General features: G+C 63.1%; 18 protein-coding genes. 15 read left to right on the top strand and 3 right to left on the bottom strand.

From position 1 onward, the window contains the following. The first annotated feature begins 1 nt into the window (after window position 1). The 10 genes from JWP26_RS02540 to JWP26_RS02495 all read left to right on the top strand — a co-directional run bounded on the left by JWP26_RS02540 (window position 2) and on the right by JWP26_RS02495 (window position 8,859). On the top strand, window positions 2–1,102 hold the full coding sequence (locus JWP26_RS02540) for a carbon-phosphorus lyase complex subunit PhnI (protein WP_299722997.1): 1,101 nt from the start codon (window positions 2–4) through the stop codon (window positions 1,100–1,102). Next, a complete protein-coding gene (locus JWP26_RS02535) occupies window positions 1,099–1,980 on the top strand; it encodes an alpha-D-ribose 1-methylphosphonate 5-phosphate C-P-lyase PhnJ (RefSeq protein ID WP_299722994.1) in 882 nt (293 codons plus the stop codon). Before JWP26_RS02540 ends, JWP26_RS02535 begins: the two co-directional genes overlap by 4 nt. Continuing rightward, on the top strand, window positions 1,977–2,753 hold the full coding sequence (phnK, locus tag JWP26_RS02530) for a phosphonate C-P lyase system protein PhnK (protein ID WP_299722991.1): 777 nt from the start codon (window positions 1,977–1,979) through the stop codon (window positions 2,751–2,753). The genes JWP26_RS02535 and phnK overlap by 4 nt, the downstream gene beginning before the upstream one ends. 1 nt (window position 2,754) lies before the next feature. Next, complete coding sequence (gene phnL, locus JWP26_RS02525; RefSeq protein ID WP_299722988.1) at window positions 2,755–3,456, top strand: phosphonate C-P lyase system protein PhnL; 702 nt, start codon at window positions 2,755–2,757, stop codon at window positions 3,454–3,456. Then, window positions 3,453–4,067 (top strand): DapH/DapD/GlmU-related protein, encoded by a 615-nt coding sequence (locus JWP26_RS02520; protein ID WP_299722985.1) that lies wholly within the window; start codon window positions 3,453–3,455, stop codon window positions 4,065–4,067. Before phnL ends, JWP26_RS02520 begins: the two co-directional genes overlap by 4 nt. 269 nt (window positions 4,068–4,336) lie before the next feature. Further along, window positions 4,337–5,173 (top strand): phosphonate ABC transporter ATP-binding protein, encoded by an 837-nt coding sequence (gene phnC, locus JWP26_RS02515; protein ID WP_299722982.1) that lies wholly within the window; start codon window positions 4,337–4,339, stop codon window positions 5,171–5,173. Between the two features lie 65 nt (window positions 5,174–5,238). Further along, complete coding sequence (phnD, locus tag JWP26_RS02510) at window positions 5,239–6,156, top strand: phosphonate ABC transporter substrate-binding protein (RefSeq protein ID WP_299722979.1); 918 nt, start codon at window positions 5,239–5,241, stop codon at window positions 6,154–6,156. A 62-nt stretch (window positions 6,157–6,218) separates the two neighbouring features. Next, complete coding sequence (phnE, locus tag JWP26_RS02505) at window positions 6,219–7,175, top strand: phosphonate ABC transporter, permease protein PhnE (RefSeq protein ID WP_299722977.1); 957 nt, start codon at window positions 6,219–6,221, stop codon at window positions 7,173–7,175. A gap of 9 nt (window positions 7,176–7,184) precedes the next feature. Next, window positions 7,185–8,513, top strand: a complete 1,329-nt coding sequence (gene phnE / locus JWP26_RS02500) for a phosphonate ABC transporter, permease protein PhnE (RefSeq protein ID WP_299722974.1) — start codon at window positions 7,185–7,187, stop codon at window positions 8,511–8,513. 100 nt (window positions 8,514–8,613) lie between these two features. Then, window positions 8,614–8,859: a hypothetical protein gene (locus JWP26_RS02495; RefSeq protein ID WP_299722971.1), complete on the top strand. Its 246-nt coding sequence runs from the start codon at window positions 8,614–8,616 to the stop codon at window positions 8,857–8,859. A gap of 8 nt (window positions 8,860–8,867) precedes the next feature. Here the strand turns inward: JWP26_RS02495 and JWP26_RS02490 are convergent, their stop codons facing one another. After that, window positions 8,868–9,782 (bottom strand): esterase, encoded by a 915-nt coding sequence (locus JWP26_RS02490; protein WP_299722968.1) that lies wholly within the window; start codon window positions 9,780–9,782, stop codon window positions 8,868–8,870. Window positions 9,783–10,121: 339 nt separating this feature from the next. Here JWP26_RS02490 and JWP26_RS02485 point away from each other — a divergent pair, with 339 nt between their 5' ends. Beyond that, window positions 10,122–10,850 carry a Crp/Fnr family transcriptional regulator gene (locus JWP26_RS02485; RefSeq protein ID WP_299722965.1) on the top strand — a complete coding sequence of 243 codons (729 nt, stop codon included), beginning with the start codon at window positions 10,122–10,124 and terminating at the stop codon, window positions 10,848–10,850. A gap of 60 nt (window positions 10,851–10,910) precedes the next feature. On the opposite strand, the gene JWP26_RS02480 is transcribed toward JWP26_RS02485, so the two are convergent. Next, entirely contained in the window at window positions 10,911–11,285 is a 375-nt protein-coding gene (locus tag JWP26_RS02480) for a low affinity iron permease family protein (RefSeq protein WP_299722962.1), read from the bottom strand. A 206-nt stretch (window positions 11,286–11,491) separates the two neighbouring features. Continuing rightward, window positions 11,492–13,666, bottom strand: coding sequence for a TonB-dependent receptor (locus JWP26_RS02475; RefSeq protein WP_299722959.1), 2,175 nt, complete (start codon window positions 13,664–13,666; stop codon window positions 11,492–11,494). A 215-nt stretch (window positions 13,667–13,881) separates the two neighbouring features. Here JWP26_RS02475 and hemP point away from each other — a divergent pair, with 215 nt between their 5' ends. The 4 genes from hemP (at window position 13,882) to JWP26_RS02455 (ending at window position 17,089) form a co-directional block, all read left to right on the top strand. Continuing rightward, window positions 13,882–14,043 carry a hemin uptake protein HemP gene (hemP, locus tag JWP26_RS02470; RefSeq protein WP_299722957.1) on the top strand — a complete coding sequence of 54 codons (162 nt, stop codon included), beginning with the start codon at window positions 13,882–13,884 and terminating at the stop codon, window positions 14,041–14,043. Window positions 14,044–14,117: 74 nt separating this feature from the next. Continuing rightward, the gene (locus tag JWP26_RS02465) at window positions 14,118–15,110 is read left to right on the top strand and encodes a ChuX/HutX family heme-like substrate-binding protein (RefSeq protein ID WP_299723248.1); all 993 of its coding nucleotides are present in this window, start codon (window positions 14,118–14,120) and stop codon (window positions 15,108–15,110) included. A gap of 9 nt (window positions 15,111–15,119) precedes the next feature. Further along, entirely contained in the window at window positions 15,120–15,992 is an 873-nt protein-coding gene (locus tag JWP26_RS02460) for a hemin ABC transporter substrate-binding protein (RefSeq protein WP_299722954.1), read from the top strand. After that, window positions 15,989–17,089: an iron ABC transporter permease gene (locus tag JWP26_RS02455; RefSeq protein ID WP_299722951.1), complete on the top strand. Its 1,101-nt coding sequence runs from the start codon at window positions 15,989–15,991 to the stop codon at window positions 17,087–17,089. The genes JWP26_RS02460 and JWP26_RS02455 overlap by 4 nt, the downstream gene beginning before the upstream one ends. Window positions 17,090–17,092: the final 3 nt, after the last annotated feature.

Raw genomic sequence — 17,092 nt, 5'->3', positions numbered from 1 at the left:
CATGTACGTTGCCGTCAAAGGCGGGGAAGCTGCCATCGCCAATGCCCACGCTCTGCTCGCCGACCGCCGCCGTGGCGACCGCTCGGTGCCGGCTTTGCGCACCGAACAGATCATCGAACAGCTCGGCCTCGCCGTCGATCGCTGCATGGCCGAGGGCTCGCTCTACGACCGTGAACTGGCCGCCCTCGCCATCCTGCAATCGCGCGGCGACCTGATCGAGGCCATCTTCCTCGTCCGCGCCTATCGCACCACCTTGCCCCGCTTCGGCTATTCACGCCCCATCGATACTGCCGATATGCTGATCGAGCGCCGCATTTCCGCGACCTTCAAGGACCTTCCTGGCGGCCAATTGCTTGGCCCCACCTTCGACTACACCCATCGCCTGCTCGATCCCTCGATTGCGCAAGGTAACGACGTCGCCGAGCCACTGACCGCCGAGGCCGATCATGATCGCGCCCCGCGCGTCACCGACATGCTCGGCCATCAGGGCCTGATGGAGCCCGATCTCGGCTTCAACCATGTCCCCCAGGATGAGGTCGGCGACCTCACCCGCGAGCCGCTGCAATACCCGCTCGACCGCGATCTGCGCCTGCAAGCGCTCGCCCGTGGCGACGAAGGCTTTCTCCTCGCGCTCGGCTATTCCACCCAGCGCGGCTACGCCCGCTCGCACCCCTTCGTGGGCGAAATCCGCATCGGCGAAGTCGAGGTCGAACTCGATATTCCCGAGCTTGGTTTCCCCGTCAGCCTCGGCCGCGTCCGCGTCACCGAGTGCCAGATGGTCAACCAGTTCAAGGGCTCGTCCAAAGTGCCGCCCCAGTTCACCCGCGGCTATGGCCTGGTTTTCGGCCAGTCCGAACGCAAGGCCATGTCGATGTCCCTCTGCGACCGGGCTCTCCGCGCCCGCGAGCTGGGCGAGGACATCACCGCCCCGGCGCAGGACGAGGAATTCGTCATCTCCCACCTCGACAACGTGCAGTCCACCGGCTTCGTCGAGCATTTGAAGCTGCCGCACTATGTCGATTTCCAGGCCGAACTCGACATGATCCGCACCATGCACGCCAAGCACGCCGCCGAAAATTCTGTCCAGGAGGCCGCCGAATGAGCGCCACCCCCAGCTATAACTTCGCCTATCTCGACGAACAGACCAAGCGGATGATCCGCCGCGCCATCCTCAAGGCCATCGCCATCCCCGGCTATCAGGTGCCTTTCGCCAGCCGCGAAATGCCCATGCCTTATGGCTGGGGCACCGGCGGCGTGCAGGTGACGGCGGCCATCGTCGGCCCCACTGACGTGCTCAAGGTCATCGACCAGGGCGCCGACGACACCACCAACGCAGTCTCCATCCGCGCCTTCTTCGCCAAGGTCGCCAATGTGAAGACGACGACGCATACGGGCGATGCGACCATCATCCAGACCCGCCATCGCATTCCCGAAAAGCAGCTTCAGGCCGGCCAGACCCTGGTCTATCAAGTGCCGATCCCCGAACCCCTGCGCCTGCTGGAGCCGCGCGAAACCGAGACTCGCGTCATGCACGCGCTCAAGGAATACGGCCTGATGCACGTCAAGCTCTACGAGGACATCGCCACCCACGGCCGCATCGCCACCACCTATGGCTACCCTGTCATGGTCGAAGACCGCTACGTCATGTCCCCCTCGCCGACGCCGAAATTCGACAATCCCAAGATGCACATGTCCGCCGCGCTGCAACTCTTCGGCGCCGGCCGCGAAATGCGCATCTATGCCGTGCCGCCCTTCACCAAGGTCGTCAGCCTCGACTTCGAAGATCATCCCTTCGAAATTCAGCACTTCAGCGAGCCCTGTGCGCTCTGCGCCGCCACTGGCGTCTATCTCGACGAGGTTATTCTCGATGACCACGGCGGCCACATGTTCGTCTGTTCCGACACCGACAATTGCGAAGACCGCCGCGCCGCTGGCCATCGTGGTGCCCTCAGCGGCGAAGTTTTGGAGGCCGCCGAATGACCGATAGCCCCCTGCTGCGCGTTTCCAATCTCTCCAAGTATTACGGCGCTCGCCTCGGCTGCACCGATGTCAATTTCGAGCTCTACCCCGGCGAAGTCCTCGCCGTGGTGGGCGAAAGCGGCTCGGGCAAAACCACTTTGCTCAATTGCCTCTCGACCAATCTCGAACCCACTTCGGGCCGCGCCGAATACCGCATGCGCGACGATGTGTGGCGCAATATCTATGACCTCAGCGAAGCCGAGCGCCGCTTCCTTATGCGCACCGATTGGGGTTTTGTGCACCAGAACCCCGCCGACGGACTGCGCATGACCGTCTCGGCCGGCGCCAATGTGGGCGAACGCCTGATGGCCATCGGCGATCGCCACTACGGCAATATCCGCGCCAGCGCCGTCGATTGGCTCGGCCGCGTCGAGATCAACGAAGACCGCGTCGACGACCAGCCGCGCTCCTTCTCGGGCGGCATGCGCCAACGCCTGCAGATCGCCCGCAATCTCGTCACCTCCCCGCGCCTCGTCTTCATGGACGAGCCGACCGGTGGCCTCGACGTTTCGGTGCAGGCGCGCCTCCTCGATCTGCTGCGGGGCCTCGTCGGTGAACTCGGCCTCGCCGCCGTCATCGTCACCCACGATCTGGCGGTGGCGCGTCTCCTTTCCCACCGCATGATGGTGATGAAGGACGGCCGCGTCATCGAATCCGGCCTCACCGATCGCGTCCTCGACGATCCCCGCGAGCCCTATACCCAGCTTCTCGTTTCCTCGATCCTGCAGGTGTGATGTGACCCCTCTCCGCGTCCAATCTCTCGCCAAGACCTTCACCATGCACCTGCGCGATGGCGTCGTCCTCCCTGTCGTCGACAACGTCGATTTCGAGGTCGCCGCCGGCGAATGCGTCGTGCTAGGTGGCCCCTCGGGCGCCGGCAAAAGCTCCATCCTCAAGATGGTCTATGGCAATTACGGCGTCGATGCAGGCCATATCTGGCTCACTCATGACGGGGCCGACATCGATCTCGCTACCGCCGATCCCCGCCTGGTACTGACGCTGCGCCGCGACACCATCGCCTATGTGAGCCAGTTCCTGCGCACCGTCCCCCGCGTTTCGGCGCTCGACGTGGTCGCCGAACCACTTGTCATCCGCGGCGCCGACAAGGCCGAGGCGCAGGATCGCGCCCGAACGCTCCTGGCGCAGCTCAACCTGCCCGAACGGCTATGGAGCCTGCCACCCGCCACCTTCTCGGGCGGCGAGCAGCAGCGCGTCAACATCGCCCGCGGCTTCATCACCGATCATAAGGTGCTGCTGCTCGACGAACCCACAGCCTCGCTCGACGCCACCAATCGCGCCGTCGTCGTCTCCATGATCGCCGAGAAAAAAGCCGCCGGCACCGCCCTGCTCGGCATCTTCCACGATGAGGATGTCCGCACGCAAGTCGCCGATCGCATCGTCGACGTCACCGCTTTTGCGCCGAGGATCGCCGCATGACCAAGCTCTGCGAAACGCCCACCATCCATCCCACGGCCAGCGTCAAGAACTCGACGCTCGGCCGCTATACCGAAGTCGGTGCCGGCAGCCACATCAATCATTCGACTCTCGGCGACTATTCATACTGCGTCGAAGGCACCCAGATCGCCTATTCCACCATCGGCAAGTTCGCCAATATCGCCAGCCACGTGCGCATCTATGCCAGCATGCATCCAATGGAACGCGCGTCCCTGCATCACTTCACCTATCGCTCGTCCTGGTATTTCGATGGTGCCGAGGATGACCAATCCTTCTTCGACTGGCGCGCCAGCACCCCCATCACCATCGGCCACGATACCTGGATCGGCCACGGTGCGGTGATCATGCCCGGCGTCACCATCGGCAACGGCGCCATCATCGGCTCCAATGCCGTGGTGACGAAAGATGTTGCCGCCTTCGCCATTGCCGTTGGCGTGCCGGCCAAGGCCATCAAGCAGCGTTTCACCGATCTGATCGCCAGCCGGCTGGATGCGCTGGCATGGTGGGACTGGGATCATGACCGCTTGCGGCTGGGGCTGCAGGATTTCCGGTCGCTGTCGACCGAAGCTTTCCTCGACAAGTACGAGGGCTAAAACGACCACGGAGCCAGTCCCCCTCCCCCTTGAGGGGAGGGGTTAGGGGTGGGGGGAGCTCTCCGCATACCACGCCCCACCAGACTTCACTCCCGCTTCGGCTTCCCCCCACCCTAGCCCTCCCCTCAAGGGGGAGGGGACGACGGGGCCGCTGCCTCGGAGGCGCTCACGAAACCGACGGTGCATCGTCATCGTTCTGTCACCCAACCGACATCGCAGGTTTATCTGCACCCCGTACGCATCCCCCGGCTCAACACCGGAGGGCAGGGATGCTCAAGATTTCCAAGGTAACGCGACGCTTCGGCAACAAGACCGCCGTCGACACCGTCGATCTGGAAATCCCCAATGGGCAAATGGTCGGCATTATCGGCCGCTCCGGCGCCGGCAAGTCCACTCTCCTGCGTATGATCAACCGCCTGGCCGATGTCTCCGACGGTCATATTGAATTCGATGGCGCCAGGGTCTCCACGCACAAGGGTCAGGCCCTCCGCGACTGGCAACGCGACTGCGCCATGATCTTCCAGCAGTTCAACCTGGTCCCCCGCCTCGACGTGCTCACCAACGTACTGCTCGGCCGCCTCAATGGCCGCTCCACCATCACGAGCCTGCTCAATATCTTCACCCATGCCGAGCGCTTCGATGCGCTCCAGGCGCTCGACCGCCTCGATATCGCCCAGACCGCATTGCAGCGCGCCGGCACACTGTCGGGTGGCCAGCAGCAGCGCGTGGCCATCGCCCGCGCCCTGATGCAGAGCCCCAAGATGATCCTGGCCGATGAGCCGATCGCCTCGCTCGATCCGCGCAATGCCCAGATCGTCATGGATAGCCTGCGCGATATCAATCGTGATCACGGCATCACCGTGATCACCAACCTGCACACGCTGGACACCGCGCGCGTCTATTGCCAGCGCATCATCGGCATGGCCGCCGGCAAGGTGGTGTTCGACGGCTCGCCCGCCCAGCTCACCGAAGCCGCAGCGCGCGAAATCTACGGCGCCGATGGCCTCAAGGAAGCGTTTTCGGAAGCCATCACCTCCACATCCATTCCCGGCCCTCGTGCCCGCGTCGAAGCCCTCGATCAGCGCGCCGAAGCCTTCGCCAACTGAAGTTGTGCGCACCCCATCCAACCCCGCGGCAAAAGCGGGGCGGATCTCAGACCCAGGAGAAAACCATGCTGAAATCTATGCTCATGGGCGCTGTCGCGCTCGTCGCTCTCGGTAACGGCGCTGTCGCTACCTTTGCTCAGGAAATGCCAAAGGAACTCCGTATCGGCATCCTAGGCGGCGAAAACGAAGCCGACCGCCTGCGCAATTACGCGTGCCTCGCCGATCACCTCAAGACCGATCTAGGCTTCGAGAAGGTCTCGCTGTTCCCCGCTGCTGACTATGATGGCGTGATCCAGGGCCTCCTCGGCGGCACCCTCGACGTTGCCGGCCTCGGCGCTTCGGGCTATGCGGCCATCGCCATTGAAAATCCCGATGCCGTGACCCCCGTGCTGACCACCCAGCAGGAAGACGGTTCGACCGGTTACTACTCGATCGGCCTGGCCCTCAAGTCCTCGGGCATCACCGACATCATGTCTGCCAAGGGCAAGAAGCTCGGCTATGCTGATCCCGACTCGACCTCGGGCTACCTCGTCCCGCTGACCCAGATCCCGGTTACCACTGGCGTCCCGAACAAGGAATTCTTCGCGTCGGCCGATTTCAACGGCGGCCACGAAAACAACGTCCTGGCCCTGCTCGATGGCAAGTCGGACGTCTCGGTCGACGACTCCTCGGGTATCGGCGAGTTCGCAGACGGCTACACCTCGGGCACCTTCCGCAAGCTCGTCGACAAGGGCGCCGTCGATCCCGCAGATTTCGTCGAAGTCTGGCGCTCGCCGCTGATCCCGAACGGCCCGACCGTCGTTCGCAACGCCCTTGGCGCTGACTCAATCAAGAAGATCACCGACTTCTACCTGAACCTGCCCACCGAAGACGCGGCTTGCTTCTCGGCTATCGAAGGCGGCGACTTCAAGGGTTACGTCCCGGTCAAGGCTGAATTCTACCAGCCCATCATCGACATCCGCAAAGCCACTATCGGCGGCTAATTTAGCCTTGAGGGGCACCGGCCAGGTTGGCTGGTGCCCTTCGTCTATCGGGACATTGCTCCATGACCGCGCTCGCTCCATCCGCCTCCGAGGCCGTCCGCACCGTCGATTTAGCCTGGCGCCATCTGGCGCGGCAGCGACGACTCTATTCCCTCCTCGGCTTTGGCGGCCTGGCTCTGGCTCTGGTCTGGTCGCTGATTTTCGCTGACGAAAGCAATGCCGGCCACTTCATGGAGCGGCTGCCCCATCTGTTCGATTTTCTCTCCTGGCTGATCCCGCACGACTGGATGGATGTTCCCCGTGCGCTGTTCGATCTGCCCACTCCCGCCGATAACGGCACCCAGGAATTCAACTTCCCCGAGGGCCGGGTCGATCTCGGCGCCGGCTTCTACCTGCCCGAATATTTCTACCTGATGCTGATCACCATCAACGTCGCCATGGTGTCCACCATTGTGGGCTTCACCGGTGGCTTGGCTCTGTGTTTCCTCGCCGCACGCAACATGATGCCGTCATTCCTCGTGCGCTCGGTCGTTCGCCGCATCATGGAAGTGCTGCGCGCCTTCCCCGAAATCGTCATCGCCGGCTTGTTCGCCGCCGTGCTCTCCATTGGCCCTGTCGCCGCCATTATCGCGGTGGGCCTGCACACCATCGGCGCGCTCGGAAAGCTTTATTTCGAGGTCATCGAAAACATCGACATGAAGCCCGATGAGGGTCTCAAGGCCGTCGGCGCCAACTGGATCGAGCGCGTGCGCTTCGGCGCGCTGCCGCAGGTCATGCCCAATTTCGTCTCCTATGCGATGCTGCGGCTGGAGATCAACGTGCGCGCCTCCACCATTATCGGCGCCGTCGGCGGCGGCGGTATCGGGGAGGAGCTGAAGCTTTCCATTTCGCGCGGCTTTGGCGCCAAGACCATCGCACTGATCATCCTGCTGCTGACCACGATCATCATCGTCGACCAGATTTCCGCCTATGTGCGCCGCAAGCTGGTGGGTGACGCCGCCTTCCTGATCCACGGCTGAGGTGCTCCCATGACCGATATGACCCTCACCCTCGAACAGCGCTACCCGGCGGTTTTCAAGCAATCTGCGCTCAAGCGCTTCGCCCCGCTATTCGGCTTGATAGCGGTTGTGCTTTATCTGCTTTACGCGATCTGGTTTTTCGCGCTGCCCACGGTCATCAGCCAGGGCAAATGGGATCGTCTCGGCGATTACATGCAGCAGTGGATCGCCTATGACGTCAATGCCGAATACCGGCTCGATGGGCCCACCATCGTCGGCAAATATCCGCGCTTTTCGGTCCTCGGCAAGGATCCGCATCCCGATTGGCTGATCCCCCGCGAGGGCGGCTATTCCATCGAACTGGGTGGCGCCGGCCAATCGGTCACCTTCACCCAGACCGCCGCCACGCTGACCAATGCCGGAGCGAGCGTCGATCTCGATCTGACCGGCCCCGAAGTGCGCGTGCTGACCCAGGACCCGCCGTCCTGGTTCGTGGTCAAGAGCGGCGAGGCCGTTGCCGATATGGGCTTTGTCGGCGACGTGCGGGTCAGCACCGATCGCGTCAAGTTCCGCAAGCGTGCCTTTGGCTGGCCCAATTTCCTGTTCGACATCAATTCGCCCTTCTTTGGCAAATCGCCTGGCGAAGTGACGTCGCTGATCGTCTCCGGCCCGGATCTGGTGGCGGACACGCCCAACTACGCCCTGGCCTGGGACAATATCTGGTTCAACGCCCAATGGCAGCATGGCGACGTCTGGACCAAGTTGCTGCAGACCATCGTCATGGCATTTGCGGGCACGCTGATCGGCGCCATGGTGTCGTTCCCGCTGGCCTTCTTTGCCGCCCGCAACATCACGCCCAATAAGCCCGTCAACCAGGTCATCAAGCGCCTGTTCGACTTCTTCCGTTCGGTGGATATGCTGATCTGGGCGCTGTTCTTCACCCGCGCTTTCGGCCCCGGCCCGCTCGCGGGCATCGGCGCCATCGCCCTCACCGAAACCGGCACCTTGGGCAAGCTCTATTCCGAGGGCCTGGAAAATATCGACGACAAGCAGCGCGAGGGCATTGCCTCGACCGGTGCCGGCGTCATCACCACCCAGCGTTATGGCGTGTTGCCACAGGTGCTGCCGGTAATGATCTCGCAGACACTCTATCAGTGGGAGTCCAACACCCGCTCCGCCAGCATTATCGGAGCGGTCGGGGCCGGCGGTATTGGCCTCAAGCTGTGGGAATCCATGCGCACCAATTCCAACTGGTCGAACGTGTTCTACATGGTGCTGCTGATCTTGGCAGTAGTGTTCATTTTCGATAATATTTCCAACGCTCTACGCACTCGCCTGATCGGCAAGGCGCAGCACTGAAAGCCGATACATTGCCAAACCGCAGCAGTCCTGACTCAGAGATTATTCTGGTTTGTGACAGTCGACTGTGCATTTTGTCGCAAAACGTCAGGAGCGAATGATGCACAATCTTGAAAATTCCGACACTCTCGAAACCACTCTGCTCAAGCTGGCGACACCCAACATTTCCCCCAAGGACATGCTGCGCCAGGCCAAGAAGTTGCACCCCAAGGCGTCCAAGAAGGACATCATCCGCGCCGCCTTCTCGTCCCTGATCACCGCCGCCGACAAGGATATCGAGGCCAGCATGGCGCTGCACAACTTCGCCATCACCGAGCGCGGCAATGTGACGGACGTGGACCGGTAGGGCTGTCCCTACCGCGCAAACGCCTCAAACGGATTGTCTTGCGTCAATCGCACGATCGTCTCCTCGCTCACCCCCGCTGCCCGCAGCATCGGCAGCATCACATCCACCAGATGCGTATAGGGCCGCGGGGTGCCGCCACCCGGCAAAGCGGGATCGAACCACCCAAGATCGTGGCTCAGCAGCAATTGCGGCCCCAGCCCCGCCTCCAGCGCCCGCAGGATCAACCCGCAGACTTCGTCGTCCGGCTCGCGCCCGATATGGTCGTATTCGATCCAAGCCCCCCGCGCCGCCACGGCCTTGTGCAACTCGAAATCCGGCTCAGCCTGCGTGTGGATCGAGATAAACCGCTCGGCCCGATAGCCCTCGTTTTCGATGATATCGAGCTGGTCCATCACCACGCGCCCACGGATCGTATGCGAGCCAATCACCGCGTCGGTCCGTATCCCCGCCCGGGCCGCCGCGCGCAAAATCCGTTCCTCCATTGGCGTGATCCCATCGTCGCCGGCACTGACCTTGATCCACGCCGCCATGACGCCGCTGTCCTCGATCTGCCCGGTGAGTTCGCCCACCATCCAGTCTTCCAGTTCGGCGCCGCTGGCCTTGCCCACCCAATCGGGAATCCACGGCTCGCGATAGTTCCCCGTTGGCACTACGATCGGCAGCCCTGTCGCCACCGACACCGCCTTGTCGATATCGGCGCGCCGCCCGACCCCGCCCGTGGTGCATTCCACCAGCGCAGTAATGCCCTGCTTCTGGATCGCGGAAATCTGCGGCGCCATCAACGCCACCACGTCTTCGGCAGTCCCCTGCGCATAGCCTGGCTGGTCGGGCGTCCGCAAATCCACGAACACATGCTCATGCGGCAGGATCATGCCGAGCTGATCCTTGCGGTAGGGTCCCAATGTGGTGATCAGATGCTTCATGCGCGCTCCTCCAAGCTTTGCCGCAAGCTCGCCCAAGCCCGCCCGCTTGGCAACCCATCCGCCGTCGCCATGCAACTGGACACAAGCCGACGCCGCAACCAAGAAGATCGCTCAATATAGAAATATCAGACCAATTGTCCAAATTGTACAATTGGTTTCGGCGATCTCACCCAAATGTACATATTTTACTGTCTATTGAGCCGAATGGCGCATACCCTTAACCCCATCGTCTGCACGTCTTTTCGGGCGCGGACGGCTGGGAGATAATTGCTCTTGCCCAAGGGAAGAGCTGTGTCCGCATCACTTGGCGACCGATCGCGAAACTTGCTCCTGAACGGTATGGACCCTGAAGACTTCGCGCTGATCGGCTCCCTGCTGGAGCCGGTGCAACTCGAAGCCAAAACCGTTCTCGAACGCCCCGGCGAGCCCATCGATTTCGTTTATTTCCCCGATGAAGGCATGCTCTCGGTTATTTCCCGCTTCGAAACCAGCCGCGATGTCGAGGTGGGTGTCATCGGCCGCGAGGGAATGTCAGGCACGCCCCTGCTGCTCAATGACGGCCGGTCCACCTATGCCACCAATGTCCAGGTCGCAGGCTACGCCCAGCGCCTGCCGGCCGATGTGCTGAAACAGGCTCTACGCACCAGCCGAGGACTGCACGATCATCTGCTGCGCTTCGTGCGCGCCGCCGAAATCCAGACCGCCTCCACCGCCTCGGCCAATGGCCGCGCCAAGCTCGAAGAGCGTCTGGCCCGCTGGCTGCTGATGACTCATGATCGCCTCACCGGCGACCGGCTCGACGTGACCCACGAATTGCTGGCCACCATGCTGGCCTGCCGGCGTCCTGGCGTCACCGTCACGCTTCATCTGATCGAGGGAAAGGGCCTGATACGCTCCAATCGCGGTCACATCATCATTCTGGACCGCGAGGGCCTGGAACAGGCGGCCAACGGCTCCTATGGCCTGGCCGAGGTCGAATATGCCCGCCTGCTTGGCCAGGATTTCCGTCAACGCCCCCGCCGCCCGCTCCTGGCGGCAACCTTGGCTGATGAGCTCGAACAGAACTGAGGCAGGCGGGTGGCCTGTCATCCACGATGACAAGCTGGACGGTGAGGACCTGTCCTGGGCCTAGTGTTTCGCAGCGGCCTTTCGGCTCGCATGATCGACGCAGATCTCACGCAACTGATGCAGTTCTTTTTCGGTCAACTGCTCGGCGCCGATAAACCGGTTTTCCGCTTGGCTGGCCCTAATCAGCTCGTCCAGCTTGGCCTGAATCGCCTCGCCGTCACGGTTCTGGGTATTCTGCACCACGAACACCATCAGGAAGGTGATGATCGTCGTCGCTGTATTGACCACGAGTTGCCAGGTCTCGGAATACCCGAAGACCGGGCCGCTGACCGCCCAGACGACGATCCCCGCGCAAGCCAACGCAAATGTCTGCGGCCGTCCCGCCGCATGGGCCACATGGTGGGAAAATTTAGTGAAGAGGCTCGTATCGGTCATGTCGCGCCCTCGCCATAGGACGAAAAAGCCCTGACCCTCGTGAGAGGACCAGGGCAGCTCCAGCTTTTAGCGTCAAAAAACTGTAGCCCCAGCACAACGGCCCAGGCGCGCTTCGGTTCCTCGTACGATGCCAGACAGATCGCCTTTGATAACAAGCGGCGCGGCAGGTTTCCCCACCGCGCTCACTCTAAACGATCCAGCTTGATCTAGTAGTCGAACTGCTTGGCCAGCGTGACCTTGAAGGTGCGGCCGATCGAGCGGTCGCCCGACAGGTTCTCGCGATAGTCCGCATCGAACAGATTATCGATGCCGCCTGTGAGTTCCAGCCCCTTGAACTGCCCATGCTTGGGCTTCCAGCTGGCAAACAGATCAACCGTGGCAAAGGCCTCGGCCTCGCCGTCGGCGACGACCTGGCCCTGCTGGATCGCCGGAGCCACATAGCGGCCCACTTGCGCCAGCGTCACCCGCGCGCCGTAATCCAGGTCCCATTCGGACTGATGGGCGCCCAGCGTCGCTACCAGCCGGCTCTGCGGCACTGTGGTCAGCGGGGTATTGGTCACGAGGTTATCCCCCACCGTGATCGAATAGGCCAGGCTGGCAAAGAAGACCTCGCTGTCATAGGCGCCTTCCACTTCCAGGCCGTAGATCCGCGCCTTGCCGATATTGCCATAATACGGCACCGGTGCCGCCGGCAGCCGCGGCGCCGTGTTGGAGGCGATCAGGTCGGTCAGGTCGCTATAAAACGCCGTGGTCTTGATGCTGGCAGTGTCGCCCGGCTGGAAGATGTCGTCATTGCTGAGGGTGAAGCCGCCCTCGATTGTATTGGCCTGCTCCTTGCGCAAGTCGAGGCTCGCCACCTTGGCGGTCGCGCCGCGTGCCGGCGCTGCCACCGAATAAAGCTCGTCGATCGTAGGCAGCCGTTCCGTATGGGCAATCGAGCCGAACACGCCGACATTGTCGTTGATTTCATAGAGCGCCGCCAGCTTGGGCGAGACGGCCGCGCCATCGATATCCGGCACGCCGGTGGTGGTCGGATCGACCCAATGGAAGTCGGCGCGGGCGCCGGCGATCAGCGTCAGCTTCTCATCCCAGATATATTCGTTCTGGGCGAAAATCCCCAGCTTGTCCTCGGTGCCCTGCGGATGGGCCGGCAATGGCGTGCCGCCCGGCCGCGTTGCCGTGCGCTCCAGCGTGCTGCCCTGGAAACCGAAGGTGAAGTAATTCTCGAAGTCGTCGCCGATCCACTCGACCGTATTGTCGGCCTTGAGCTGCCAGGTCTTGTAGCCATAGGTGGTGTCGAGCAGGATGCTGTCGGCCGTCACGTTCTGCGGAAAAGCCGGCAAGACCGGGCCGACGACCGTGCGCGGCGCACCCAACGCATATCGATGGTTGGTCTGCTCGTTGGTGGTGTCCGAATAGCTCAGCGACACCTTCAGATCGACCCAGGGATTGTCCGTCGCCGGATTTTCCCAGGTCAGCACCGCCGTCTGGTCGACCACGGTGCGGTCGGTCACGCCGAACGCGGCCTGCGTCGAGGTCTGCGCATAAGGCTGGTCCTTGGCGTCGCTATACCAGCGCTGATAGGACGCGCGCAGCGTCTGCTCATTGTTGTCGCCAAAGTGGTAGGTGCCCTTGACCAGGCCCGACAGGGTGTCAAAGCCCGAACCGGCCAGTTCTGCGCCCTTAGCCAGGTCCAGATTTTCCGACCGGCGCCAATTCGCCGTCGCCAGCACTTCAAAACTGTCGGTGACTTGCTGGGCCACCAGCGCCGAGGTCAACGTCTGCAGGCCATTGCTGGAGAAGCTGGTCTTGAGGCGCGCCGCGCCCGAATAGCCGTCCTGGATGAAGTCCGAAGCATCCTTGGTGGTGAAGTTGATCACGCCGCCCAGCGCGCCCGCGCCATAGAGCGTCGACGAGGCCGGCCCGCGCAGCACTTCGACCTGCTTGTAGAGTTCGGGGTCGGAGAAGAACGAGCCCATGCGGTACTGTTCGTTGAACTTGGGCGTGCCATCGATATTGACGATGACGCGGGAGCCGTCCGAAGAATTTTCCGTCGTACCGATACCGCGAATGTTGAACGCCTCGCCAAACTGGCGCTCGCTGCCCACCATGGTTACGCCCGGCACGCTTTCGAACAGTTCGCCCGTCGTTGATGCCTGCACCTGGTCGATATCGGCCTGGTTGATCACCGTCACGGCCTGCGGCGTGTTGATCGCCACCTTGGGCGCGCCGGCGCCGATTACCAGCCGCTCCAGCAGCGTGATATTGGTGGTATTCACATTCGTCGGCTTCGTTGATTGGCCAGCAGCCCCCTGCAACCCGATCGCGCTCAAAGCCACGCCGCACATCAGCACAGCCGCGCTCGACTTTACCAGCCCCATTCAAAACTCCTGATTGTTCTTGTGTGCGCTGGCTGGCGGAGGCTGGCTGGCTGTGATGGGTCATGAAACATGACCCAGAAAATCACCTATTGCGCTTGGTAAATAAGCTGATTATGAGAGTCAACTAATAACGACATGACCCGCCAGCCATCCGCCACGCGGTAACGTCCTGAAAAGACGAGACTCTTGTGCCTATGTGGATGGAAGCAACAGCGATGGACGACAGCGACAAGACCGCACAGAGCGCCCAGATTGCGCCACGTTCGATCGATTCAGCCGCCTTGTTCACTGGCGGCAATGAATTGATCATCATTCACAATGGCAGCCCGTACCGCCTGCGCATCACGCGCCAGGACAAACTCATTCTGACCAAATAGGGCCCGATCCAGTGACCAATTCCAAGACCAAGACCCCCGTCGAAATCCGCGACCTGCGCGCCCTGCACCCCGAGATGCGCGAGCGCGATTTCGCCCGCATCCACGCCATTTCCGAAGCCGAATTGGTCGCCGCCTATGTGGGCCTCAACGTCACCCGCATCGAGCCCAATCTGGACCTGCTGCTCAATGGCCTCACCGCCTGCGGCGAAGTCATGGCCCTGACCCGCAACGAAAGCGCCGTGCACGAAAAGATCGGCCCGGTGGAAAAAGTCGTCATCGGCCCCCATGCCTCAATGGTTCTGGGCGAGCAGATCGACCTGCGCATTTTCCCGTCCAAATGGGCGTTCGGCTTCGCCGTCGAAAAAGCCAATGACGACGGCACCATCCGCCATTCGGTGCAGTTCTTCGATGCCCAGGGCGACGCCGTGTTCAAGGTCCACGCCCGCCCGGCCACCAATATGGAGGCCTGGGCTGTCCTCGTCGCCAATCTGCGCTCGCCCGAACAGGCGCCCATCGCCACCCAGCCCAAGCCGGCGCCCGAGCCGCTCGGCACGCCCGCACCGCTCGACGAATTGCGCGCCGGCTGGTCGGCCCTGACCGATACGCACCAGTTCTTCGGCCTGCTCAAGAAGCTCAACTACCCTCGCCTGACCGCGCTCGAAACGGTTGGCGAGGACTACGCCTGGCAGCTCGACCACAGCGCCGTCGCCGGCCTGTTCAACGCCGCCGCCGCCGATCAGACCCTCCCTGTCATGGCGTTCGTCGGCAATCACGGCTGCATCCAGATCCATTCCGGCCCGATCCAGAACATCAAGACCATGGGCCCCTGGCTCAACGTGCTCGATGACACCTTCCACCTGCACCTGCGGCTCGATCAGATTGCGTCCGTCTGGGGCGTGCGCAAGCCCACTTCCGATGGCCACGTCACCTCGGTCGAGGTCTATGACGAAAACCGCGAACTGATCATCCAGTTCTTCGGCAAGCGCATCGAAGGCTCCGACGAGCGCAGCGCCTGGCGCGATCTGGTGCAAAACCTGCCGCTTTACGCCCAGACCAACGCCGCCTGAGGATTTGTGATGCGTTTCGTCCCTAAAGTCATCGCCGCGATTAGCATTGCGCTGGCCCTCTCGACGGCCTCGTTTGCGCAGGACCTCAAACCCTTCGCCGATACCTCGCGCCTCGTCTCCATCGGCGGTTCGCTGACCGAGATCATCTACGCCCTTGGCGAAGAAAAGCGCCTCGTCGCCCGCGACCAGACCGCCACTTTCCCCGAGGCGGCGCTGGCCCTCCCCGATGTCGGCTACATGCGCGCCCTCGCCCCCGAAGGCGTGCTGTCGGTCACCCCGACCGCGCTCCTCGTCATCGACGGCAGCGGCCCGCCCGAAGCGCTCGACGTCCTTGCCCATGCTGGCGTCGACTACCAGACCGTGCCCGAAGGCTTCTCCCACGAAGGCATCCTCACCAAGGTCCGCGCGGTCGGTCAGGCTCTCGGCGTGCCCGAGAAGGCCGAGGCGCTCGCCACCGAGTTGGACGCCGCCCTCAAGGCCGTCGAAGCCCGCACCGCCGCCATTCCCGAGCGCAAGAAAATCCTCTTCATCCTCTCCACACAGGGCGGCAAGATCCAGGCTTCGGGCACCGATACAGCCGCAAACGGCATCATCGAACTGGCCGGCGCGCTCAACGCCATCACCGATTATTCCGGCTATAAGGCGCTGACCGAAGAAGCAATCATCGACGCCAATCCCGACGTCATCCTGATGATGGACCGCGGCGGCGACCATGGCGGCACCGATGCCGAACTGCTCGCCCACCCCGCCATCGCCCTCACCAATGCGGGCAAGAACCACGCCATCGTCCGTCTCGACGGCGCCTACTTGCTCGGCTTCGGCCCCCGCACCGCCAGCGCTGTGGGTGAACTTGTCGATGCCCTTTACGGCAAGGCACCATGACCGCGGCACTCTCCATGTCCGACGCGCCCCGCCGCGCCGAGCGCCTGGCGGGTGACCGCTCAGCGCTCGGCCGGCTGGCCATCGCCGTCCTGGTCATCCTGCTTCTGGTCACCATGGTCATCTCGATGACCACCGGCGCCTCGGGCGCTTCCGCGCTCAATCTGGTCGGCTCCTGGTTCGGCGGGACCACCGCCGATCCGGCCGCGCTGCTGCGCGACCAGACCGTCATCTATAATATCCGCCTGCCACGCATGATCCTGGGCGTCCTGGTCGGCGCCGCGCTCGCCACCTCGGGCCTGCTCATGCAAGGCCTGTTCCGCAATCCCCTGGCCGATCCGGGCCTCGTCGGCGTCTCGGCCGGCGCGGGTCTTGGCGCCGTCGGGATCATCGTGCTGGGCACCACCATGCTGGCGCCGCTGACCGCCTTCCTCGGCATCTACGCCCTCCAGATCGCCTCCTTCATCGGCGGCCTGATCACCACCTTCATTCTTTACCGCGTCGCCACCAAGGCCGGCCAGACCGCCATCGCCACGATGCTGCTCGCCGGCATCGCCATTGGCGCGCTGGCTGGCGCCATCACCGGCGTGCTGGTCTATGTCGCCACTGACAGCCAGCTCCGCGACCTGACGTTCTGGGGCCTCGGCTCACTCTCGGGCGCCAACTGGACCAAGATCATGGCCTCCGGCCCGATCATTGTCGTGGCGCTGACCGCCTCGGCCTTCCTCGCCAAGGGCCTCAATGCCCTGACCCTGGGCGAGGCGACCGCCGGTCACCTCGGCCTACCGGTGCAGCGCTTCAAGCTCGCCGCCATCGTGGCCGTCGCTGCTGCAACCGGCGCTTCTGTTGCCGTCTCGGGCGGCATCGGTTTCGTCGGCATCGTCGTGCCCCATCTGCTGCGTCTCGTCATCGGGCCCGATCACCGCTACCTGCTGCCGGCTTCGGCCCTGCTCGGCGCCTCGTTCCTCTTGATGGCCGATGCCGTCAGCCGCCTCGTCGTCGCCCCGGCCGAACTGCCCATCGGCATCGTAACGGCGGCCGTCGGCGGCCCCTTCTTCCTCTGGATATTGCTGCGCCGCCGCAATGCCATCGCCTGGTGATGC

The sequence above is a fragment of the Devosia sp. genome, assembly GCF_028290435.1.
GTDB lineage: Bacteria > Pseudomonadota > Alphaproteobacteria > Rhizobiales > Devosiaceae > Devosia.
The sequence above is the reverse complement of the archived record's forward strand: the minus strand, read 5'-3'. Positions and strand labels throughout refer to the sequence as shown.

Excerpts from the sequence above, each read along its gene's own strand:
- JWP26_RS02460 (WP_299722954.1), top strand. The coding sequence starts at position 15,120 with ATGCGTTTCGTCCCTAAAGTCATCGCCGCGATTAGCATTGCGCTGGCC.
- phnE (WP_299722974.1), top strand. The coding sequence starts at position 7,185 with ATGACCGATATGACCCTCACCCTCGAACAGCGCTACCCGGCGGTTTTC.
- hemP (WP_299722957.1), top strand. The coding sequence starts at position 13,882 with ATGGACGACAGCGACAAGACCGCACAGAGCGCCCAGATTGCGCCACGT.
- JWP26_RS02455 (WP_299722951.1), top strand. The coding sequence starts at position 15,989 with ATGACCGCGGCACTCTCCATGTCCGACGCGCCCCGCCGCGCCGAGCGC.
- phnE (WP_299722977.1), top strand. The coding sequence starts at position 6,219 with ATGACCGCGCTCGCTCCATCCGCCTCCGAGGCCGTCCGCACCGTCGAT.
- JWP26_RS02480 (WP_299722962.1), bottom strand. The coding sequence starts at position 11,285 with ATGACCGATACGAGCCTCTTCACTAAATTTTCCCACCATGTGGCCCAT.
- JWP26_RS02535 (WP_299722994.1), top strand. The coding sequence starts at position 1,099 with ATGAGCGCCACCCCCAGCTATAACTTCGCCTATCTCGACGAACAGACC.
- JWP26_RS02465 (WP_299723248.1), top strand. The coding sequence starts at position 14,118 with ATGCGCGAGCGCGATTTCGCCCGCATCCACGCCATTTCCGAAGCCGAA.
- phnC (WP_299722982.1), top strand. The coding sequence starts at position 4,337 with ATGCTCAAGATTTCCAAGGTAACGCGACGCTTCGGCAACAAGACCGCC.
- JWP26_RS02485 (WP_299722965.1), top strand. The coding sequence starts at position 10,122 with ATGGACCCTGAAGACTTCGCGCTGATCGGCTCCCTGCTGGAGCCGGTG.
- JWP26_RS02520 (WP_299722985.1), top strand. The coding sequence starts at position 3,453 with ATGACCAAGCTCTGCGAAACGCCCACCATCCATCCCACGGCCAGCGTC.
- JWP26_RS02475 (WP_299722959.1), bottom strand. The coding sequence starts at position 13,666 with ATGGGGCTGGTAAAGTCGAGCGCGGCTGTGCTGATGTGCGGCGTGGCT.
- JWP26_RS02540 (WP_299722997.1), top strand. The coding sequence starts at position 2 with ATGTACGTTGCCGTCAAAGGCGGGGAAGCTGCCATCGCCAATGCCCAC.
- JWP26_RS02490 (WP_299722968.1), bottom strand. The coding sequence starts at position 9,782 with ATGAAGCATCTGATCACCACATTGGGACCCTACCGCAAGGATCAGCTC.
- phnK (WP_299722991.1), top strand. The coding sequence starts at position 1,977 with ATGACCGATAGCCCCCTGCTGCGCGTTTCCAATCTCTCCAAGTATTAC.
- phnD (WP_299722979.1), top strand. The coding sequence starts at position 5,239 with ATGCTGAAATCTATGCTCATGGGCGCTGTCGCGCTCGTCGCTCTCGGT.
- JWP26_RS02495 (WP_299722971.1), top strand. The coding sequence starts at position 8,614 with ATGCACAATCTTGAAAATTCCGACACTCTCGAAACCACTCTGCTCAAG.